This is a genomic window from Mycobacterium sp. E3247 (assembly GCF_001667785.1).
GTDB lineage: Bacteria > Actinomycetota > Actinomycetes > Mycobacteriales > Mycobacteriaceae > Mycobacterium.
On sequence record NZ_LZJG01000222.1, the window covers coordinates 1 to 14614 of the forward strand.

The window sequence follows — 14614 nt, forward strand, 5'->3', positions numbered from 1 at the left end:
AACAGCATCGGGGTCTCGAAGGTGAGTTGCCCCTTCCACATGGTGCCGATCCAGTTGAAGAACTTGATCCCCGTCGGTACCGCGATCAGGAATGTCATGAACGAGAAGAACGGCAGCAGTACCGCTCCGGTGGCATACATGTGATGGGCCCACACCGCGACCGACAGCGCGGCGATTGCCAACGTCGCATACACCAAAGTGGTGTAGCCGAACAGCGGCTTGCGGGAGAACACCGGGATGATCTCGGAGATGATCCCGAAGAAGGGCAGCGCGATGACGTACACCTCGGGATGGCCGAAGAACCAGAACAAATGCTGGAAAAGGATCACCCCGCCGTTGGCCGGGTCGTAGATGTGGGCGCCGATGCGGCGGTCGGCCTCCAGCCCGAACAACGCGGCCGTCAGCAGTGGGAAGACCACCAGGACAAGCACACTGGTTACCAGGATGTTCCAGGTGAAGATGGGCATCCGGAACATCGTCATGCCGGGCGCTCGCATGCACACGACGGTGGTGATCATGTTGACCGCCCCCAGAATGGTGCCCAGACCGCCGACGCCCACCCCCAGGATCCACAGGTCCCCGCCCACGCCGGGGCTGTGCACCGCATCCGACAGCGGCGTGTAGGCGGTCCACCCGAAATCGGCCGCACCCCCGGGAACGATGAAGCCGCCCAGCGCGATCAGCGCCCCGCAGACGAACAGCCAGAACGACAACGCGTTCAGCCGTGGAAACGCCACGTCGGGCGCACCGATCTGTAGCGGCAGCACCAGATTGGCGAATCCGAAGACGATGGGAGTCGCATAGAACAGCAACATCGCCGTGCCGTGCATGGTGAACAGCTGGTTGTACTGCTCGTTGGACAAGAATTGCAGCCCGGGCCGCGCCAGTTCGAGGCGCAGCAGTAACGCCATCAGGCCGCCGATGAAGAAGAAGATGAAGCACGCGACCATGTACATGATGCCGATCATCTTGTGATCGGTCGTGCTGATGACCTTGTAGATCAGGTTGCCCTTGGGCCCCATCCGGGCGGGAAAAGGCCGACGGGCCTCGAGGGCAGGGGTGGGCGGCGCCTCAGCGGTCATGCATTACCTCCACACGTCCAGAAGCCGGACGGTAATCATCAAGCCGCCCAAGTATTCCGAGACCCCACTGCGCGGACCTAGGGCCAAACGTCCCTAAATTCGGGCGAATCCTGGGTGATGCGGCGCAGGAAGGAAAGCCTTTCCAACGCTGGTGGCCGGCCTCGGGCCGACCGTGAAATGTGGTGTTGACCGGTGCCCCCCGAGCGACGAACATCAACGCAACGCGGCGATCGCCGCCGGCCCGGAGGGGCGAAGCCCCGACTCGGCAACAGCACCTGAGGAGAACCGTATGAGCACCCGGATCATGGACGAGGCCGCACGGGTTCTGGCCGACCCGTCGGCCTACGCCGACGAGAAGCGGTTGCACCAGGCGCTGACCTACCTGCGGGCCCACGCCCCGGTCTCCTGGGTCGATATCGAAGGCTACAAACCGTTTTGGGCGATCACCAAGCATGCCGACGTGATGGACATCGAACGGCAGAACGACCTGTTCACCAACGATCCGCGCCCACTGTTGATGGTTTCCGAGGGCGAAGACGTGCTGCGCGCCCAGATGGAGGCGGGCATCGGCCTGCGCACGCTGATCCACATGGACGATCCCCACCACCGCGACATGCGGAAGATCGGCGCCGACTGGTTCAGGCCGAAGGTGATGCGGGACTTGAAGTGTCGCGTCGACGAGCTGGCCGGGATCTACGTCGACAAAATGGTCGAGAAGGGGCCCGAGTGCGACTTCGTCCAGGAGGTCGCCGTCAATTACCCGCTGTATGTGATCCTGTCGCTGCTGGGGCTGCCGGAGTCCGACTTCCCGCGGATGCTCAAGCTCACCCAGGAGATGTTCGGCGGTGACGACACCGAGTTCCAGCGGGGTGGCACGACCGAGGACATGCTCGCCGTGCTGCTGGACTTCTTCAACTACTTCGCCGCGCTCACCGCGTCACGCCGCGAGCGCCCGACCGAGGACCTGGCCTCGGCGATCGCCAACGCCACGATCAACGGCGCACCGTTGTCGGACATGGACACGGCGTCGTACTACGTGATCGTGGCCAGCGCCGGCCACGACACCACCAGCGCGGGCATCGCCGGTGGCATGCTGGCGCTGCTGGAGAACCCCGGTGAGCTGGCGCGGCTGCAAAAGGACATGGGACTGATGGGCACCGCGGTCGAGGAGATGATCCGCTGGGTGGTGCCGGTCAAGGAGTTCATGCGCACCGCGCAGGCCGACACCGCGGTGCGCGGGGTGCCGATCGCGAAGGGTGAATCGGTACTGCTGTCCTATGTTTCGGCCAACCGCGACGAGGACGTGTTCACGGACCCGTTCCGATTCGACGTCGCGCGCGACCCCAACAAACACCTGTCGTTCGGCTACGGCGTGCACTTCTGCCTGGGCGCCGCGTTGGCCCGGATGGAGATCAACAGCTTCTTCTCCGAGCTGGTCCCGCGGATCAGGTCGATTGAGCTGGCCGGCGCGCCGGAGCTGATGGCCACGACATTCGTCGGCGGCCTCAAGCACCTGCCGATCCGCTACTCGCTGAAGTGAATTCGGGCCGACTCACGTAACGGTCAACTCGGCGGGCAGCTCGTCTTCCAGCGCCGCCCGCGCGAGCAGCTCGCCCAGCACCGGGCCGAACTTCATCAGGTTGGCGCCGACGATCACAATCACGCGGTCGGCATACCCACGGGATTAGAAGAAGAACCCGGCGTGGGGTGCGTCCGGCACCGCGAACAGCCGATCCGCTGTGTCGATCGCCGAGGGGTCTTCGGCCCGGGCCAGGCCGGCGATCACAAGGTCACGCCACGTCGTTCCGCCAAGCAGGACGGCGGCCAGCCCCTCGACGTCGACCTCGAGGTCCGCTGGTCGCCCGGTCGGCTCGGCACCGTCCCCGGTGACCGTGAAGCGGCCCGAATTGCCGGGCAGCAGGGTGTCATTGACCGCGATCGTGACGGCGCCGTCGCCGCCGTAGCGGCGTGCCTCCAGAGCCCGCCCCGCGTCGATGACACGCAGCCAGGTTTCGTCGTGCACCGCGGTGACCCGCGCCGCCCGCCGATCGACCAGCAGCCACGGCAGCGGGTCATCCATCGGCAACATCCAAAACACCACGCGGTCAATGAGATCCAACTCCAGCAGGAACCGCAGCAATCCGAGATAGGCCTCCGGGGTGGGCGCGAAGAAATCCTCCACCGCGATCGTGCGCTGGTCGCTGACGAACCACCTCTCGGTGTCGACGGGACGGTAGCGGGCAAACCCGGATTCGGATCCCGGTTTGCCGTGCACCACGAAATACGAGGGACCGGGCGCGTTTTCGGTTCGCAGCCGCAGGCTCTCCCACCACGGTCGCGGCCGGTCGATCGTTCCCGGACGCGACGGGCGATTCTGGGCATAGATGCCCGGCAGCAGCTCCCAGGCCTGCGCGGCGTCGACCAACCGCACCGGACCGCCCGGCCCGACGTCGCGGCGCAGCGCGGCACGGGCCGTGTGCACCTCCACCGTCTGCGAAGAGCTCGCCACGCCGTATCCGTACCGGCCGTAGATCGTCGCCTCCGACGCCCGCAGGGATGCCACCACTTCACCGCGGGCGGCGATGTCGCGCAACTGATGACCGATCAGCTCGGTGGCGACGCCCCGCCGGGTGAACGAGGGCAGCACCCCGATGTGCGTGACGGCGGCGTGGCCCACCATCGCCCCGCCGGGAAGCGTCATTCGACTCGTCACGGCGTCCGCGGTGCCCACGAGCTGGCCGCCCACGAACGCCCCGACGGTACGGCCGGGCTCGAGCAGTTTGGCGATCTGCCCGGGTGGCAGGTCCGGCAGCGGCGGGAAGCCGATCATCGCGACGCGGAACACGTTGGCGGCGGCGAGCAGATCCTCCTCGCTGCCGAGCACCCGGATCTCGATGGTCATCCGGCCATCATGTCTGGTGCCCGCCGGCCCGTGGACCGCGGGATGCGGCCGCTAACGAATCTGCAAGCCGGTCAACGCCCGGGAGATCACCAGGCGCTGGATCTCGCTGGTCCCCTCGAAGATGGTGAAGATCTTGGCGTCGCGGTGCATTCGCTCCACGGGATAGTCGCGGGTGTAGCCGTTGCCGCCCAGGATCTGGATCGCCTCGTCGGTGACGTAGACGGCCGTCTCGCTGGCCACCAGCTTGGCCATCGACCCCTCCGCCGCGTCGAAGGACTGGTTGTTGCGGGCCATCCATCCGGCCCGCCACACCAACAGGCGCGCGGCGTCGATGCGGCTTCTCATGTCCGCCAGCTTGAACGCCACCGCCTGGAATTCGCCGATCTTGCGCCCGAATTGCTCACGCTGGCAGGCATAGTCGAGTGCGTACTCGTAGGCGGCCCGCGCGACACCGACGGCCATCGCGCCGACCGTGGGGCGGGTGCGCTCGAAGGTCTTCATCGCCGCCTGACTGCGTGCCGATGCGCCCGATTTGACGCGGGCTATCCGCGCTTCGAACTTCTCGCGGCCGCCGAGGATGTGGTCCTCCGGCAGGCGGACGTTGTCCAGCACCACCTCGGCGGTGTGGGACGCCCGAATCCCATGCTTCTTGAACTTCTGGCCCTGCGCCAGCCCGCTGACACCCGCCGGGACGACGAATGTGGCCTGCCCCCGGGTCCCCAGCTCGGGATAGACCGACGCCACCACGATGTGCACGTTGGCGATGCCGCCGTTGGTCGCCCAGGTCTTGGTGCCGTTGAGCACCCATTCCCCGGTGACCTCGTCGTAGCGCGCCCGGGTACGGATCGCGCCGACGTCGGACCCGGCGTCGGGCTCGGATGAGCAGAACGCGCCCAGCTTCGGCTCGTCCGCCGTGCCGAACATCTCGGGCAGCCAGCGACCCAGCTGTTCGGGAGTTCCGTTGCCCGCCAGGGCCGCAGCGGCCAGCCCGGTGCCCATGATGGACAGCGCGATGCCCGCATCGCCCCAGAACATCTCCTCGAACGCGGTCAGCATGCCCAGGCCCGTGGGCTCGGCAGCCTGCTGCGCGAAGAAGTCGGGGGAGTACAGGCCCACCTTGGCGGCCTCCTGGATCACCGGCCACGGGGTCTCCTCCCGTTCGTCCCATTCGGACGCGGCGGGCCGGATGACGTCGGCGGCGAACTTGTGCACCCAGTCGCGCACCTCGATCACGTCGTCCGTCAGTTGCAGCGAGAAAGTCACGGCTTCACTCCTGAGATGGTTTGTCGTTCAACGGTTTTTTGGGGGTTCCGTATTGGGCGAGGACGCTGACGGTCTGGCTGACCCACGCCTCGAAGTAGCGCTCCTCGTCGATGTTGCCGGGCAGCCGGCCGGTCAGCGCCTGCAGCGTCGCGGCGTAGGACAACGACCCGATCGCGACCGCGGCGGCCGCCTCCGGGTCGGGGATGCGGGTACGGCCGGCGCGATTCGACGCGGCGAGCTCGTCGGCGAACCGCTGGTAGGCGTTGTCGGTGATGACCTGCCAGGTCTTCTCGTCCAGGTCACCGAGCTCGTCGGGTTCCCGCAGCATGACCTTGAGCAGGTCCTCGCTCTGCTTGAGGTTGCTCCAGATCAGCTGGCCGGCGGTGCGCACGGCCTGTTCGACACTGCCCGGCTGCCCGGCGTCGTATTGCTCGCGCGCCGCCACGATCCTGTCGATCCGGTACGCGACGGCGGCCTCGAGCAGTTCGCGTTTGGAGCCGAAGTGCTTATACAACGCGCCCGATCCGGGTGCCAGGCCCGATGCCCGCTGGATGTCGGCCACCGACGTCGCCGCGTAGCCCTTGTCAGCGAAGAGCCTGAGCGCCGCGGCCAGCAGGCGATCGCGTCCGGAGGCGAGCATGGTGAGAGAGTACTCACTCACCACCATTCGGCCAAATTGTCGCGGTCGGCGGGACGCGAGTTCAACGAGGGGCGCTAGATTCTCTGCGAAACGCCACGGCGCCAGGACGCGGCGACTCGGTATCGGTGTGAGGGTGGTGGTCGAGGAGTCGGCGCGTCGCCGGCCCGGTGCCACGAACCGCACAAGAGGAGCGTGACAGTCGCGTGTTACCGCACGTACAGCTGCCGATGCGGGTGTTGTCGCTGCGCACGATCGTTGTCGTGGCCGCGCTCTCGGTCATCACCCTCGTCGTCCTGTTGGGCACCTGGGTGTGGGTGGGTGTGACCAACGACCAGTACAGCCAGCTCGACCGCCGGCTCGATTCGGTCAGCAGCCTCGGCGACATCAACTCACTGCTCAACAACGTGGAGCACGCCAGCCCCGACCAGCCCATGCCGGACGGCAACCTGGTCCGCACCGCTCGCATCGGCGATCAGACGGTTTCGGTGCCCAGCAACATCGTGCTGCCGAAGCTGCCCAACGGGTACGCGAACACCACCATCGACGGGGTGCAGTACCGCGTCCGCACCTTCTCCGCCGGCCCCGCCTTGATCGCGCTGGCCGCGCCGCTGGCCGAGGCCCAGCACCGGATCAACGAGCTGCACCTGCGGGTGCTGCTGATCTGCGCCAGCGTCATCGGGGGCACCGTGGTCGTCGGCTGGGTGATCTCGCTGATCATGGTGAACCCGTTCCTGCTGCTGGCGCAGCAGGCCCGCGCCATCAACGCCCAGTCCAGCCCCGACGAGGTCCAGGTGCGCGGGGTGCGCGAGGCCGTGGAGATCGCCGAGGCCGTCGAGGGCATGCTCGCGCGCATCGGCAACGAACAGCAGCGCACCAAGGCCGCGCTCGAGTCCGCCCGCGACTTCGCCGCGGTCGCCTCCCACGAACTGCGCACCCCGTTGACGGCCATGCGCACCAACCTCGAGGTGTTGTCCACCCTGGACCTGCCGCCGGAGCAGCGCGAGGAGGTCATCGGCGACGTCATCCGCACCCAGAGTCGCATCGAAGCGACGCTGACGGCGCTGGAGCGGCTGGCGCAGGGTGAGCTGACCACCGTCGACGACTTCGTCCCGTTCGACATCACCGAGCTGTTGGACCGAGCCGCGCACGATGCGCTGCGGATCTATCCCGACGTGGAGGTGTCGCTGGTGCCGTCGCCGACCGTGCTGATGGTGGGGCTGCCCACGGGGCTGCGGCTGGTGATCGACAACGCCATCGCCAACGCCGTCAAGCACGGCAACGCCGGCAAGATCCAGCTCACCGTGAGCAGCTCCAGCGAGGGTGTCCAGATCGCGATCGACGACGACGGAACCGGCGTCCCGGAATCCGAGCGGGCAACGGTGTTCGAGCGCTTCACCCGCGGGTCGACGGCGTCGCGCTCGGGCTCGGGGCTGGGGCTGGCGTTGGTCGCCCAGCAGGCCGAATTGCACGGCGGCACAGCGGCATTACAGACCAGCCCGCTGGGTGGCACCCGGCTGCTGCTCAACCTGGCCGGCGATGGACGCGGCCCCGGGTAGATTTCGCCCGCTATTAACGCACCGGAAAATCGGGCCCCTGGGCGCCCAATTCGCCGTGAGTCGGCAAAAATAAGCGCGGCGTCGATCCGTTGTTCGACGGCGGTTTACGTCCGCCATAACTGCGACGTATTCGCATGAGCCGGTGACCACAGTGTCTGCAGTGGCATAAGAGGTTGTTTGACGGATGACTCATAGCGGGAATACCGCCGACCAGAACAAACGCGTAATTTGCCGGTCGGCAGCCCGGGAGGATCGAGTGAATAACACGAACGGTCGGATCGCACTAGACTGATGCGCCAAGCCCGTCTTTATGACGCTGAGCAATCGGAGGGAAATCATGACGATGTCGATGCAGCCAGAGGCGGTTCTGGCGTCGGCAAGCGCGGAGTCGGCCATCAGCGCCGAAACGGAATCGGCGGCGTCGGCGGCGGCGCCGGCCCTGCTGGGGGCGATGCCGATGGGCGGCGATCCGGACTCGGCGATGTTCGCGGCGGCGCTGAACGCTTGCGGCGCCAGCTATTTGGGGGTGGTGTCCGAGCACGCGGCGCAGCGCGGGCTGTTCGCCGGGGCGCAGGGGCTGGCCTCGGGCACGACCGTCGCGACGGAAACCGCTCGCCAGGCGGCCCTGCTGACAACCGCGGCCACCAGCCTCTAAAAGGGGAAGGTACGCATGGCCGATCCGGGGTGGGCTGCGCGTACACCTGAGGAAAACGATCTACTGCTCAAGGGCGGCGCCGGGGTGGTCACTCACCTGGCCAACGAGGCCGCCTGGATGGCTCTGGCAGCCACCCACCACGCCTCAGGTATCGCGTCTGCGGTCAACACGGCTACGACATCAGCCAGCTGGCTGGGTGCCGGCTCGGCGGCGTCGGCGGCCAACGTCACGATGCTCAACGCGTCGCTGCACGGGCTGGCCGGCTGGGTCGACATGAAGGCACCGGTCGTTGCCACCGCGGTCTCCGCGTACCAAATGGCATACGGCACGATGCGTCCCGCTCCCGAATGCATCGCCAATCGCGATGAGTGGGGAGTCGACAACGGGATCAACCCCCTGGTGCTGGGGGCCCTGACCCCCCGAATCGTGTCGCTTGATGTCCAGTATTTCGGGGTGATGTGGCCCAACAACTCTGCCGTCGGGGCGAGCTACGGGGCCATCCTGACGTCGCTGAGCGAAAGCCTCGCGATTGCGCCACCCGTGGCGACCATGGGCGCGTCGCCGGCGGCACCGGCACAGGCGGCCGCCGCGGTGGGCGAGGCGGCCGCCCAGGTCGGGGCCGGTGACGGCATGCGCTCGGCCCTGCAGGGGGCGCAGCAGGGCACCTCGAGCGCCGGTCAGGCGGCATCGGGCGGCCAGGACTTCATGAGTCAGGCTGGCTCGTTCATGGAGCCGGTGCAGTCGATGATGGGGGCCGTCCCCCAGGCGATGCAGGCGCCCATGCAGATGATGCAGGCGCCCATGCAGATGATGCAGCCGCTGCAATCGATGATGGGCATGTTCGCCAATCCGGGCGCCATGGGTGGGGCTGCGCCGGGCGTCTCGGCGGTCTCGGCGACGGAGGTGTCGGCCGTCGGCGCATCGGGCGGCGGCGGGGCCGCCTCCCTGGGCAGCGCGGGCATGCCCGCGACCAGTTTCACCCGTCCCGTCAGTGCTTTCGAACCGGCCGGCAGCGGACGGCCGGTTGGGTTGCGGCCGAGCGGGGCGCTGGGCGCCGAGGCCATGCGTCCGCAGACCACGACGGTCGGCGGTGGCACACCGATGGGCGGCATGCCGGTGGGGCATGGGGCGGGAGGAGAACGCGGATCTCGAGACAAATCCGAACAGCCCGCGACCGTGCGGGTAGTGGACACCAGAGTGTGAAGCCGGCCCGGCCAAGGGTGAATCGACAGGTATAAATAGCCGCCATACACTTCGCTCCATGCCCCAGGCATTTACGGGGGGCGGCCAACCGGAGAAGGAGAATTCAGTGACAATCAAGGTGACACCGCAAATGCTGCGCGATACGTCCAACGCCATTCAGGCGAACATGGAACACGCAATTGGGATCGGCCAGGGATACGTGGCCAACCAAGAGAACGTGATGAACCCGTCGACCTGGTCCGGTGACGCGGTGGTCGCGTCGCACGCGACGGCCATCGAGGTCCAAAACGACCTGAACAAGGTGCTGAACGGCGGCACCCGGCTGGCCGAGGGCCTCAAGCAGGCGGCGGCCCTGATGGAAGGTCACGAGGCGGATTCGTCGCACGCTTTCAGCGCTCTGTTCGGCCACGGCGGATCCTGACTTCCGCCTGCCTCGCTCCTAATTCCACAAACGGTCTTCTGAAAGGAAATTAACAATGTCTGATCCAATTACTTACAACCCCGGAGCCGTGGCAGACTTCGCCAGCGATGTCGCTTCTCGCGCCGGTCAGTTGCAGGGCATTTTCGATGACACCTCGAACCGGACCAACGCGTTGCAGGAATTCTTCGCCGGCCACGGTGCGTCGGGCTTCTTCGAGGCGCAGGCGCAGATGCTCTCGGGGTTGCAGGGCCTCATCGACACGATCCGCCAGCACGGCCAGACCACGTCGCACGTGCTCGACGGCGCGCTGAGCACCGACCAGCACATCGCCGGCTTGTTCTGACTCCGCCCGAGGGCCGGTGAAGGTGGGGCAGGCGCGCCCGAGCGTGTGTGCCCCACCTTTGGTGTCTTGCCACCGAGGAGAGAGACATGCTGACAACGACGGTCGACGGACTGTGGGTGCTGCAGGCGGTCACCGGGGTGGAGCAGACCTGCCCCGAGCTCGGCCTGCGCCCGCTACTCCCGCGGCTCGACACGCCTGAGCGGGCACTGCGACACCCGGTGGCGGCCGAGCTGAAGGCCGCCGGCGCCCTCGACGACGCCGGCCACGTCGACCCGATGATCCGCGAGTGGCTCACTGTGTTGTTGCGGCGCGACTTGGCGCTGCTCGTGACCATCTCGGTCCCCGGGCGCGACGCCACGCGCGCGTCCATTTGCCGGTTCGCTTCCTGGTGGGTGGTTTTGGAACGCCACGAGGAGCTGGTGCGCCTCTATCCCGCCGGCACCGCCAGCAACGAAACCGGGGCCAGTGATCTGGTGGTCGGGCAGGTCGAGCGGCTGTGCGGGGTGGCCGAGGTGGCGCCCCTCAAGCCGGTCACCTTGGACACCGAGCACTTGCTCGCCTCGGTGCGCGACGCCGCCAGCCTGCGGACGTTTCTGCTCAGTCAGAACCTGGACGTCGACCAGCTGCAGATCGTCACGATGGCGGCCGATCCGGCGCGTTCCGCGCACGCGGCCATCGTGGGGCTGCAGGCCGGGGTGGGACCGGACGAGATGGCGCGCATCGCCGTCGGCGACTCGACCGTCTCCATCATCGACACCCCGGCGGGCCGCGTCTGCGTGGAGAACGTGATCTCGGGGCAACGGCGCTATCAGATCGTCTCGCCCGGTTCGCGCAGCGACATCAGCGGCGCGGTGCAGCGGCTCATCCGCCGCCTGCCCGCCGGTGAGGAGTGGTACTCGTATCGTCGGGTGGTCTGACCGGAGCCGGATTCTCAACTGACCCAAGATAAGTCGGTTAACCAATGCCGTGGAATAGCAACCTCTTACGCACTTGAAGGGGTTTGTTGATCGGTAAACGCGGTATCGCCAAGCGTGTTAGCATCGCGACGTGACGAGCCCTTGGAATGACCCGAATATGTCGGACGAAGGGGCGCTCAGACGGGGGGAACCGTCAGGGGGCCGCAACTTCCCGGATTCGGTATCCGACACCATGCGCATTACCGATCTGGCCGCGCCTCGAAAGATTCCCCCAGGCTCGGGTTGGCGGAAATTCATCTACGTCATCTCTTTTAAAAAAATTAACCCCGGAGAATCGCCCAGCGAGCGGCACTACCGGGACTTGCAGAACCGCATCCGGCGGCACATCCGTCGGCAGTACGTCATCACGGTGGTCTCCGGCAAGGGCGGCGTCGGCGTTTCGACGATGGTCGCCTGCATCGGTGGGGTGTTCCGAGAATGCCGGCCGCAGAACGTGATTGCGATCGACGCGGTCCCGGGTTTCGGCACGCTGGCCGACCGGATCGACGAGTCACCGCCGGGTGACTACACCGCCATCATCAACGACACCGACGTGCAAGGCTACGCGGACATCCGTGAACACTTGGGACAGAACCCGATAGGCCTCGATGTGCTGGCCGGAAACCGCACCTCGGACCAGCCCCGGCCGCTGGTGCCGGCGATGTTCTCCGGCGTTTTGTCGAGGCTGCGGCGAACCCACACCGTGATGATCGTCGACACCTCTCCGGATCTGGAACACGAGGTGATGAAGCCGGTCTTGGAGAACACCGACACCCTGGTGTTCGTCTCCGGCATCACCGCGGACCGGTCTCGGCCGGTGCTGCGGGCCGTGGACTACCTCAGGTCGCAGGGCTACCACGAGCTGGTCTCGCGCAGCACCGTGATCATCAACCACACCGATCAGATCACCGACAAGGATGCGCTGGCGTACCTGACCGAGCGGTTCAGCAAAGTCGGCGCGACCGTCGAAGAGATGCCTTTCGATCCGCACCTGGCCAAAGGTGGGCTCATCGACACGGTTCATGAATTGAAGAAAAAGACGCGGTTGCGGCTTTTTGAAATTACCGCCGGCCTGGCCGACAAATACATTCCGGATGCGGAGCGGACGGCGCCGTGACATCAGCGCATAAGGTCGCCTTCCCGGCGCGCTGTGCGGTCAATATTTCCTACGAGAGGCATCTGTGCTCGCAAGTGTTCCCCGCCGGAATTCCGGTGGAGGGATTCTTCGAAGGAATGGTCGAGCTCTTCGACGCGGACTTGAAGCGGAAAGGGTTTGAAGGCATAACGTTGCCGGCCGGCAGCTACGAACTCCACAAGATCAACGGGGTCCGGCTCGACATCAACAAGAGCCTCGACGAGCTGGGCGTGCAGGACGGCGACACCCTGGTGTTGGTGCCCCGGGTCGCCGGCGAGTCCTTCGAACCGCAGTACGAGTCGCTGTCGACCGGTCTGGCCGCCATGGGCAAGTGGCTGGGCCGCGACGGCGGTGACCGGATGTTCGCCCCGGTGACGCCCCTGACCGCCGCCCACACCGCCATCGCCATCATCGCGATGGCGGCCGCGGTGGTCGTCGCCCTCGCGCTGCGCGCGCGGACGTTCACCGACAGCCCAGTCCCGGCCGCGGTGGCCGGCGCCGTCGGCGTCTTGCTGATGATCGCAACGTTCGTCGTCTGGTGGGGCTGGCGGGAGCGGCGCGACATGTTCAGCGGGTTCGGCTGGCTGGCGGTCGTGTTGCTGGCCGTCGCGGGCGCCTGCGCGCCGCCGGGCTCCCTCGGCGCAGCCCACGCGGTGATCGGACTCGTGATCGTGATCCTGGGGGCGATCGCCATCGGTGTGCTGACCCGCAAGCGGTGGCAGACGGCGGTCGTCACGGCGGTGGTGACGGTGTGCGGGATCCTCGCCGCGGTGGGCGTCGTGCGGATGTTCCGGCCGGCCTCGCCGCAGGTGCTGGCCATCTGCGTGCTGGTGGGATTGCTGATCCTGGTCAGGATGACGCCGCTGATCGCGTTGTGGGTGGCCCGCGTGCGGCCGCCGCACTTCGGATCGATCACCGGGCGTGACCTGTTCGCGCGCCGCGAGGGCATGCCCGTCGACACGGTCGCCCCGGTCAGCGAGGACGAGTCCGAGGACGAAGACAACGAGCTGACCGACATCACCGCGCGGGGCGCGGCGATCGCCGCCTCGGCCCGGCTGGTCAACGCCGTCCAGGTCGGGGTGTGCGTGGGGGTGTCGATCGTCCTGCCCGCCGCCGTGTGGGGAGTGCTGGCGCCGGGACGCCAATGGGCCTGGTTGGCGCTGGTGGTGGCGGGCCTGGTGGTGGGCATCTTCATCACCCAGGGCCGCGGATTCGCCGCCAAGTATCAAGCCGTGGCGCTCGCCTGCGGCGCCTCGGCCGCGGTGTGCGCGGGAGTGGTGAAATATGCGCTCGCCGAGCCGAAAGACGTTGTGAACGGCCTGCTTTGGCCCGCGACGGCCGTCGCAGCCTTCGCCGCGCTCGGCCTGGCCGCGGCCCTTTTGGTGCCCACGGTGCGGTTCAGGCCCTTCATCCGGTTGACCGTGGAATGGGTGGAAGTGCTCGCGTTCATCGTCTTGCTGCCGGCGGCGGCGGCCCTGGGAGGGCTCTTCACGTGGATTCGCCACTGAAGCGGGTGGCGGCGATGACCGCCGCCGTCACCCTTGTTGCGCTTGCGGCGAATGTCCCTGCCGCACAGGCGATCACGCCCCCACAAGTGGATCCGGGATTGGTGCCGCCGGACGGACCGCCCCGATCGGACCAGCCGATGCGGCGCGCCAACAGCTGCTCGACGCCCATCACCGTGCGCAACCCCGACGTCGCGCAGCTGGCGCCCGGCTTCAACCTGCTCAACATCAGCAAGGCATGGCAATACAGCACCGGCAACGGTGTACCGGTGGCGGTCATCGACACCGGTATTTCGCCCAACCCGCGGCTGCCCGCCGTGCCCGGCGGCGACTACATCATGGGCGAGGACGGCCTGTCCGACTGCGACGCGCACGGCACGATCGTGGGCTCGATCATCGCCGCCGCGCCGCAAGGGGTTCTGCCCATGCCACGGCCGATGCCCTCGACGCCCGCCTTCCCCCCACCGGCCGGACCGCCACCGGCCATCGGCGCACCTCCGCCGCCCGTGGAGGTGCCGCCGCCGGTGGCGCCGCCGCCACCGCCCCCGCCGGTGACTATCACCCAGGTGATTCCGCCACCGCCGGAACGGTTGTTGGCCACGGTCAGTGGGGCGTCCCAGCTGATCGGCCGCCGGCCGTGGCGCCACAACACCAGCCACGACCACGCGGGCTGACCCCACCACCGGACGAAGACCAGGGCGATGCCGACCACCGCGGCGACCGCGGCGCCGATGTAGCCGGCCGCCGCCCAACTCGCCACCGCGAGCAGGAACACGACCCACACCCCGACGACCCGTCGGTTGCTGCCCGGGCTGAACCCGGTCAGCGTGGACCTCACCGCGCCCTCCTCAGCCGCGCCGCAATGGCGGCCACGAGCACGCCCGCGGCCACCGCCCCGACGAACCCGACCGCGATGTTGCGGGCCCGGTGGTTCGCCGCCGCGGGTCGCCGTG

Annotated in this window: 13 protein-coding genes and 3 pseudogenes; 10 read left to right on the forward strand and 6 right to left on the reverse strand. The window is 67.5% G+C overall.

The window, feature by feature from the left end:
• On the reverse strand, positions 1-1082 hold a 1082-nt coding region (locus tag A9X04_RS11875), incomplete at its 3' end, for a cbb3-type cytochrome c oxidase subunit I (RefSeq protein WP_197509145.1).
• A gap of 289 nt (positions 1083-1371) precedes the next feature.
• Here A9X04_RS11875 and A9X04_RS11880 point away from each other — a divergent pair.
• The gene (locus A9X04_RS11880) at positions 1372-2622 is read left to right on the forward strand and encodes a cytochrome P450 (RefSeq protein ID WP_067920530.1); all 1251 of its coding nucleotides are present in this window, start codon (positions 1372-1374) and stop codon (positions 2620-2622) included.
• 12 nt (positions 2623-2634) lie between these two features.
• On the opposite strand, the pseudogene A9X04_RS32285 reads toward A9X04_RS11880, so the two are convergent.
• The 4 genes and pseudogenes from A9X04_RS32285 to A9X04_RS11895 all read right to left on the reverse strand — a co-directional run.
• Positions 2635-2748, reverse strand: a pseudogene (locus A9X04_RS32285) (FAD-binding oxidoreductase); the annotation flags it as partial.
• Between the two features lie 18 nt (positions 2749-2766).
• Positions 2767-3984 carry a GNAT family N-acetyltransferase gene (locus A9X04_RS11885; RefSeq protein WP_067920532.1) on the reverse strand — a complete coding sequence of 406 codons (1218 nt, stop codon included), beginning with the start codon at positions 3982-3984 and terminating at the stop codon, positions 2767-2769.
• A gap of 51 nt (positions 3985-4035) precedes the next feature.
• Positions 4036-5247, reverse strand: a complete 1212-nt coding sequence (locus tag A9X04_RS11890; protein WP_067920534.1) for an acyl-CoA dehydrogenase family protein — start codon at positions 5245-5247, stop codon at positions 4036-4038.
• 4 nt (positions 5248-5251) lie between these two features.
• On the reverse strand, positions 5252-5887 hold the full coding sequence (locus A9X04_RS11895; protein WP_067920547.1) for a TetR/AcrR family transcriptional regulator: 636 nt from the start codon (positions 5885-5887) through the stop codon (positions 5252-5254).
• Positions 5888-6114: 227 nt separating this feature from the next.
• Between A9X04_RS11895 and A9X04_RS11900 the strand changes: the two genes are divergently transcribed.
• From A9X04_RS11900 to A9X04_RS11940, 9 genes and pseudogenes are all read left to right on the forward strand, one after another.
• Positions 6115-7443, forward strand: a complete 1329-nt coding sequence (locus tag A9X04_RS11900) for a sensor histidine kinase KdpD (RefSeq protein ID WP_067920536.1) — start codon at positions 6115-6117, stop codon at positions 7441-7443.
• 337 nt (positions 7444-7780) lie between these two features.
• A complete protein-coding gene (locus A9X04_RS11905; protein WP_067920549.1) occupies positions 7781-8098 on the forward strand; it encodes a PE domain-containing protein in 318 nt (105 codons plus the stop codon).
• Between the two features lie 15 nt (positions 8099-8113).
• Positions 8114-9301, forward strand: coding sequence for a PPE family protein (locus A9X04_RS11910; protein WP_067920538.1), 1188 nt, complete (start codon positions 8114-8116; stop codon positions 9299-9301).
• Positions 9302-9359: 58 nt separating this feature from the next.
• Positions 9360-9722, forward strand: coding sequence for a WXG100 family type VII secretion target (locus tag A9X04_RS11915; protein WP_090419178.1), 363 nt, complete (start codon positions 9360-9362; stop codon positions 9720-9722).
• Positions 9723-9777: 55 nt separating this feature from the next.
• Positions 9778-10065: a WXG100 family type VII secretion target gene (locus A9X04_RS11920; RefSeq protein ID WP_067920541.1), complete on the forward strand. Its 288-nt coding sequence runs from the start codon at positions 9778-9780 to the stop codon at positions 10063-10065.
• A gap of 86 nt (positions 10066-10151) precedes the next feature.
• Positions 10152-10982: an ESX secretion-associated protein EspG gene (locus A9X04_RS11925; protein WP_067920543.1), complete on the forward strand. Its 831-nt coding sequence runs from the start codon at positions 10152-10154 to the stop codon at positions 10980-10982.
• A 130-nt stretch (positions 10983-11112) separates the two neighbouring features.
• Positions 11113-12138, forward strand: coding sequence for a MinD/ParA family protein (locus A9X04_RS11930; RefSeq protein WP_090419175.1), 1026 nt, complete (start codon positions 11113-11115; stop codon positions 12136-12138).
• On the forward strand, positions 12135-13664 hold the full coding sequence (eccD, locus tag A9X04_RS11935; protein ID WP_082973047.1) for a type VII secretion integral membrane protein EccD: 1530 nt from the start codon (positions 12135-12137) through the stop codon (positions 13662-13664). The genes A9X04_RS11930 and eccD overlap by 4 nt, the downstream gene beginning before the upstream one ends.
• Positions 13665-13678: 14 nt before the next feature.
• Positions 13679-14249 (forward strand): annotated as a pseudogene (locus tag A9X04_RS11940) (type VII secretion-associated serine protease); the annotation flags it as partial.
• On the opposite strand, the pseudogene A9X04_RS31430 reads toward A9X04_RS11940, so the two are convergent.
• Positions 14236-14499: pseudogene (locus A9X04_RS31430) on the reverse strand (type VII secretion protein EccE); the annotation flags it as partial. The pseudogenes A9X04_RS11940 and A9X04_RS31430 sit on opposite strands and share 14 nt — an antisense overlap.
• Between the last annotated feature and the right edge of the window lie 115 nt (positions 14500-14614).

Excerpts from the sequence above, each read along its gene's own strand:
- A9X04_RS11880 (WP_067920530.1), top strand. The coding sequence starts at position 1,372 with ATGAGCACCCGGATCATGGACGAGGCCGCACGGGTTCTGGCCGACCCG.
- A9X04_RS11885 (WP_067920532.1), bottom strand. The coding sequence starts at position 3,984 with ATGACCATCGAGATCCGGGTGCTCGGCAGCGAGGAGGATCTGCTCGCC.
- A9X04_RS11895 (WP_067920547.1), bottom strand. The coding sequence starts at position 5,887 with ATGCTCGCCTCCGGACGCGATCGCCTGCTGGCCGCGGCGCTCAGGCTC.
- A9X04_RS11900 (WP_067920536.1), top strand. The coding sequence starts at position 6,115 with ATGCGGGTGTTGTCGCTGCGCACGATCGTTGTCGTGGCCGCGCTCTCG.
- A9X04_RS11905 (WP_067920549.1), top strand. The coding sequence starts at position 7,781 with ATGACGATGTCGATGCAGCCAGAGGCGGTTCTGGCGTCGGCAAGCGCG.
- A9X04_RS11910 (WP_067920538.1), top strand. The coding sequence starts at position 8,114 with ATGGCCGATCCGGGGTGGGCTGCGCGTACACCTGAGGAAAACGATCTA.
- A9X04_RS11915 (WP_090419178.1), top strand. The coding sequence starts at position 9,360 with ATGCCCCAGGCATTTACGGGGGGCGGCCAACCGGAGAAGGAGAATTCA.
- A9X04_RS11920 (WP_067920541.1), top strand. The coding sequence starts at position 9,778 with ATGTCTGATCCAATTACTTACAACCCCGGAGCCGTGGCAGACTTCGCC.
- A9X04_RS11925 (WP_067920543.1), top strand. The coding sequence starts at position 10,152 with ATGCTGACAACGACGGTCGACGGACTGTGGGTGCTGCAGGCGGTCACC.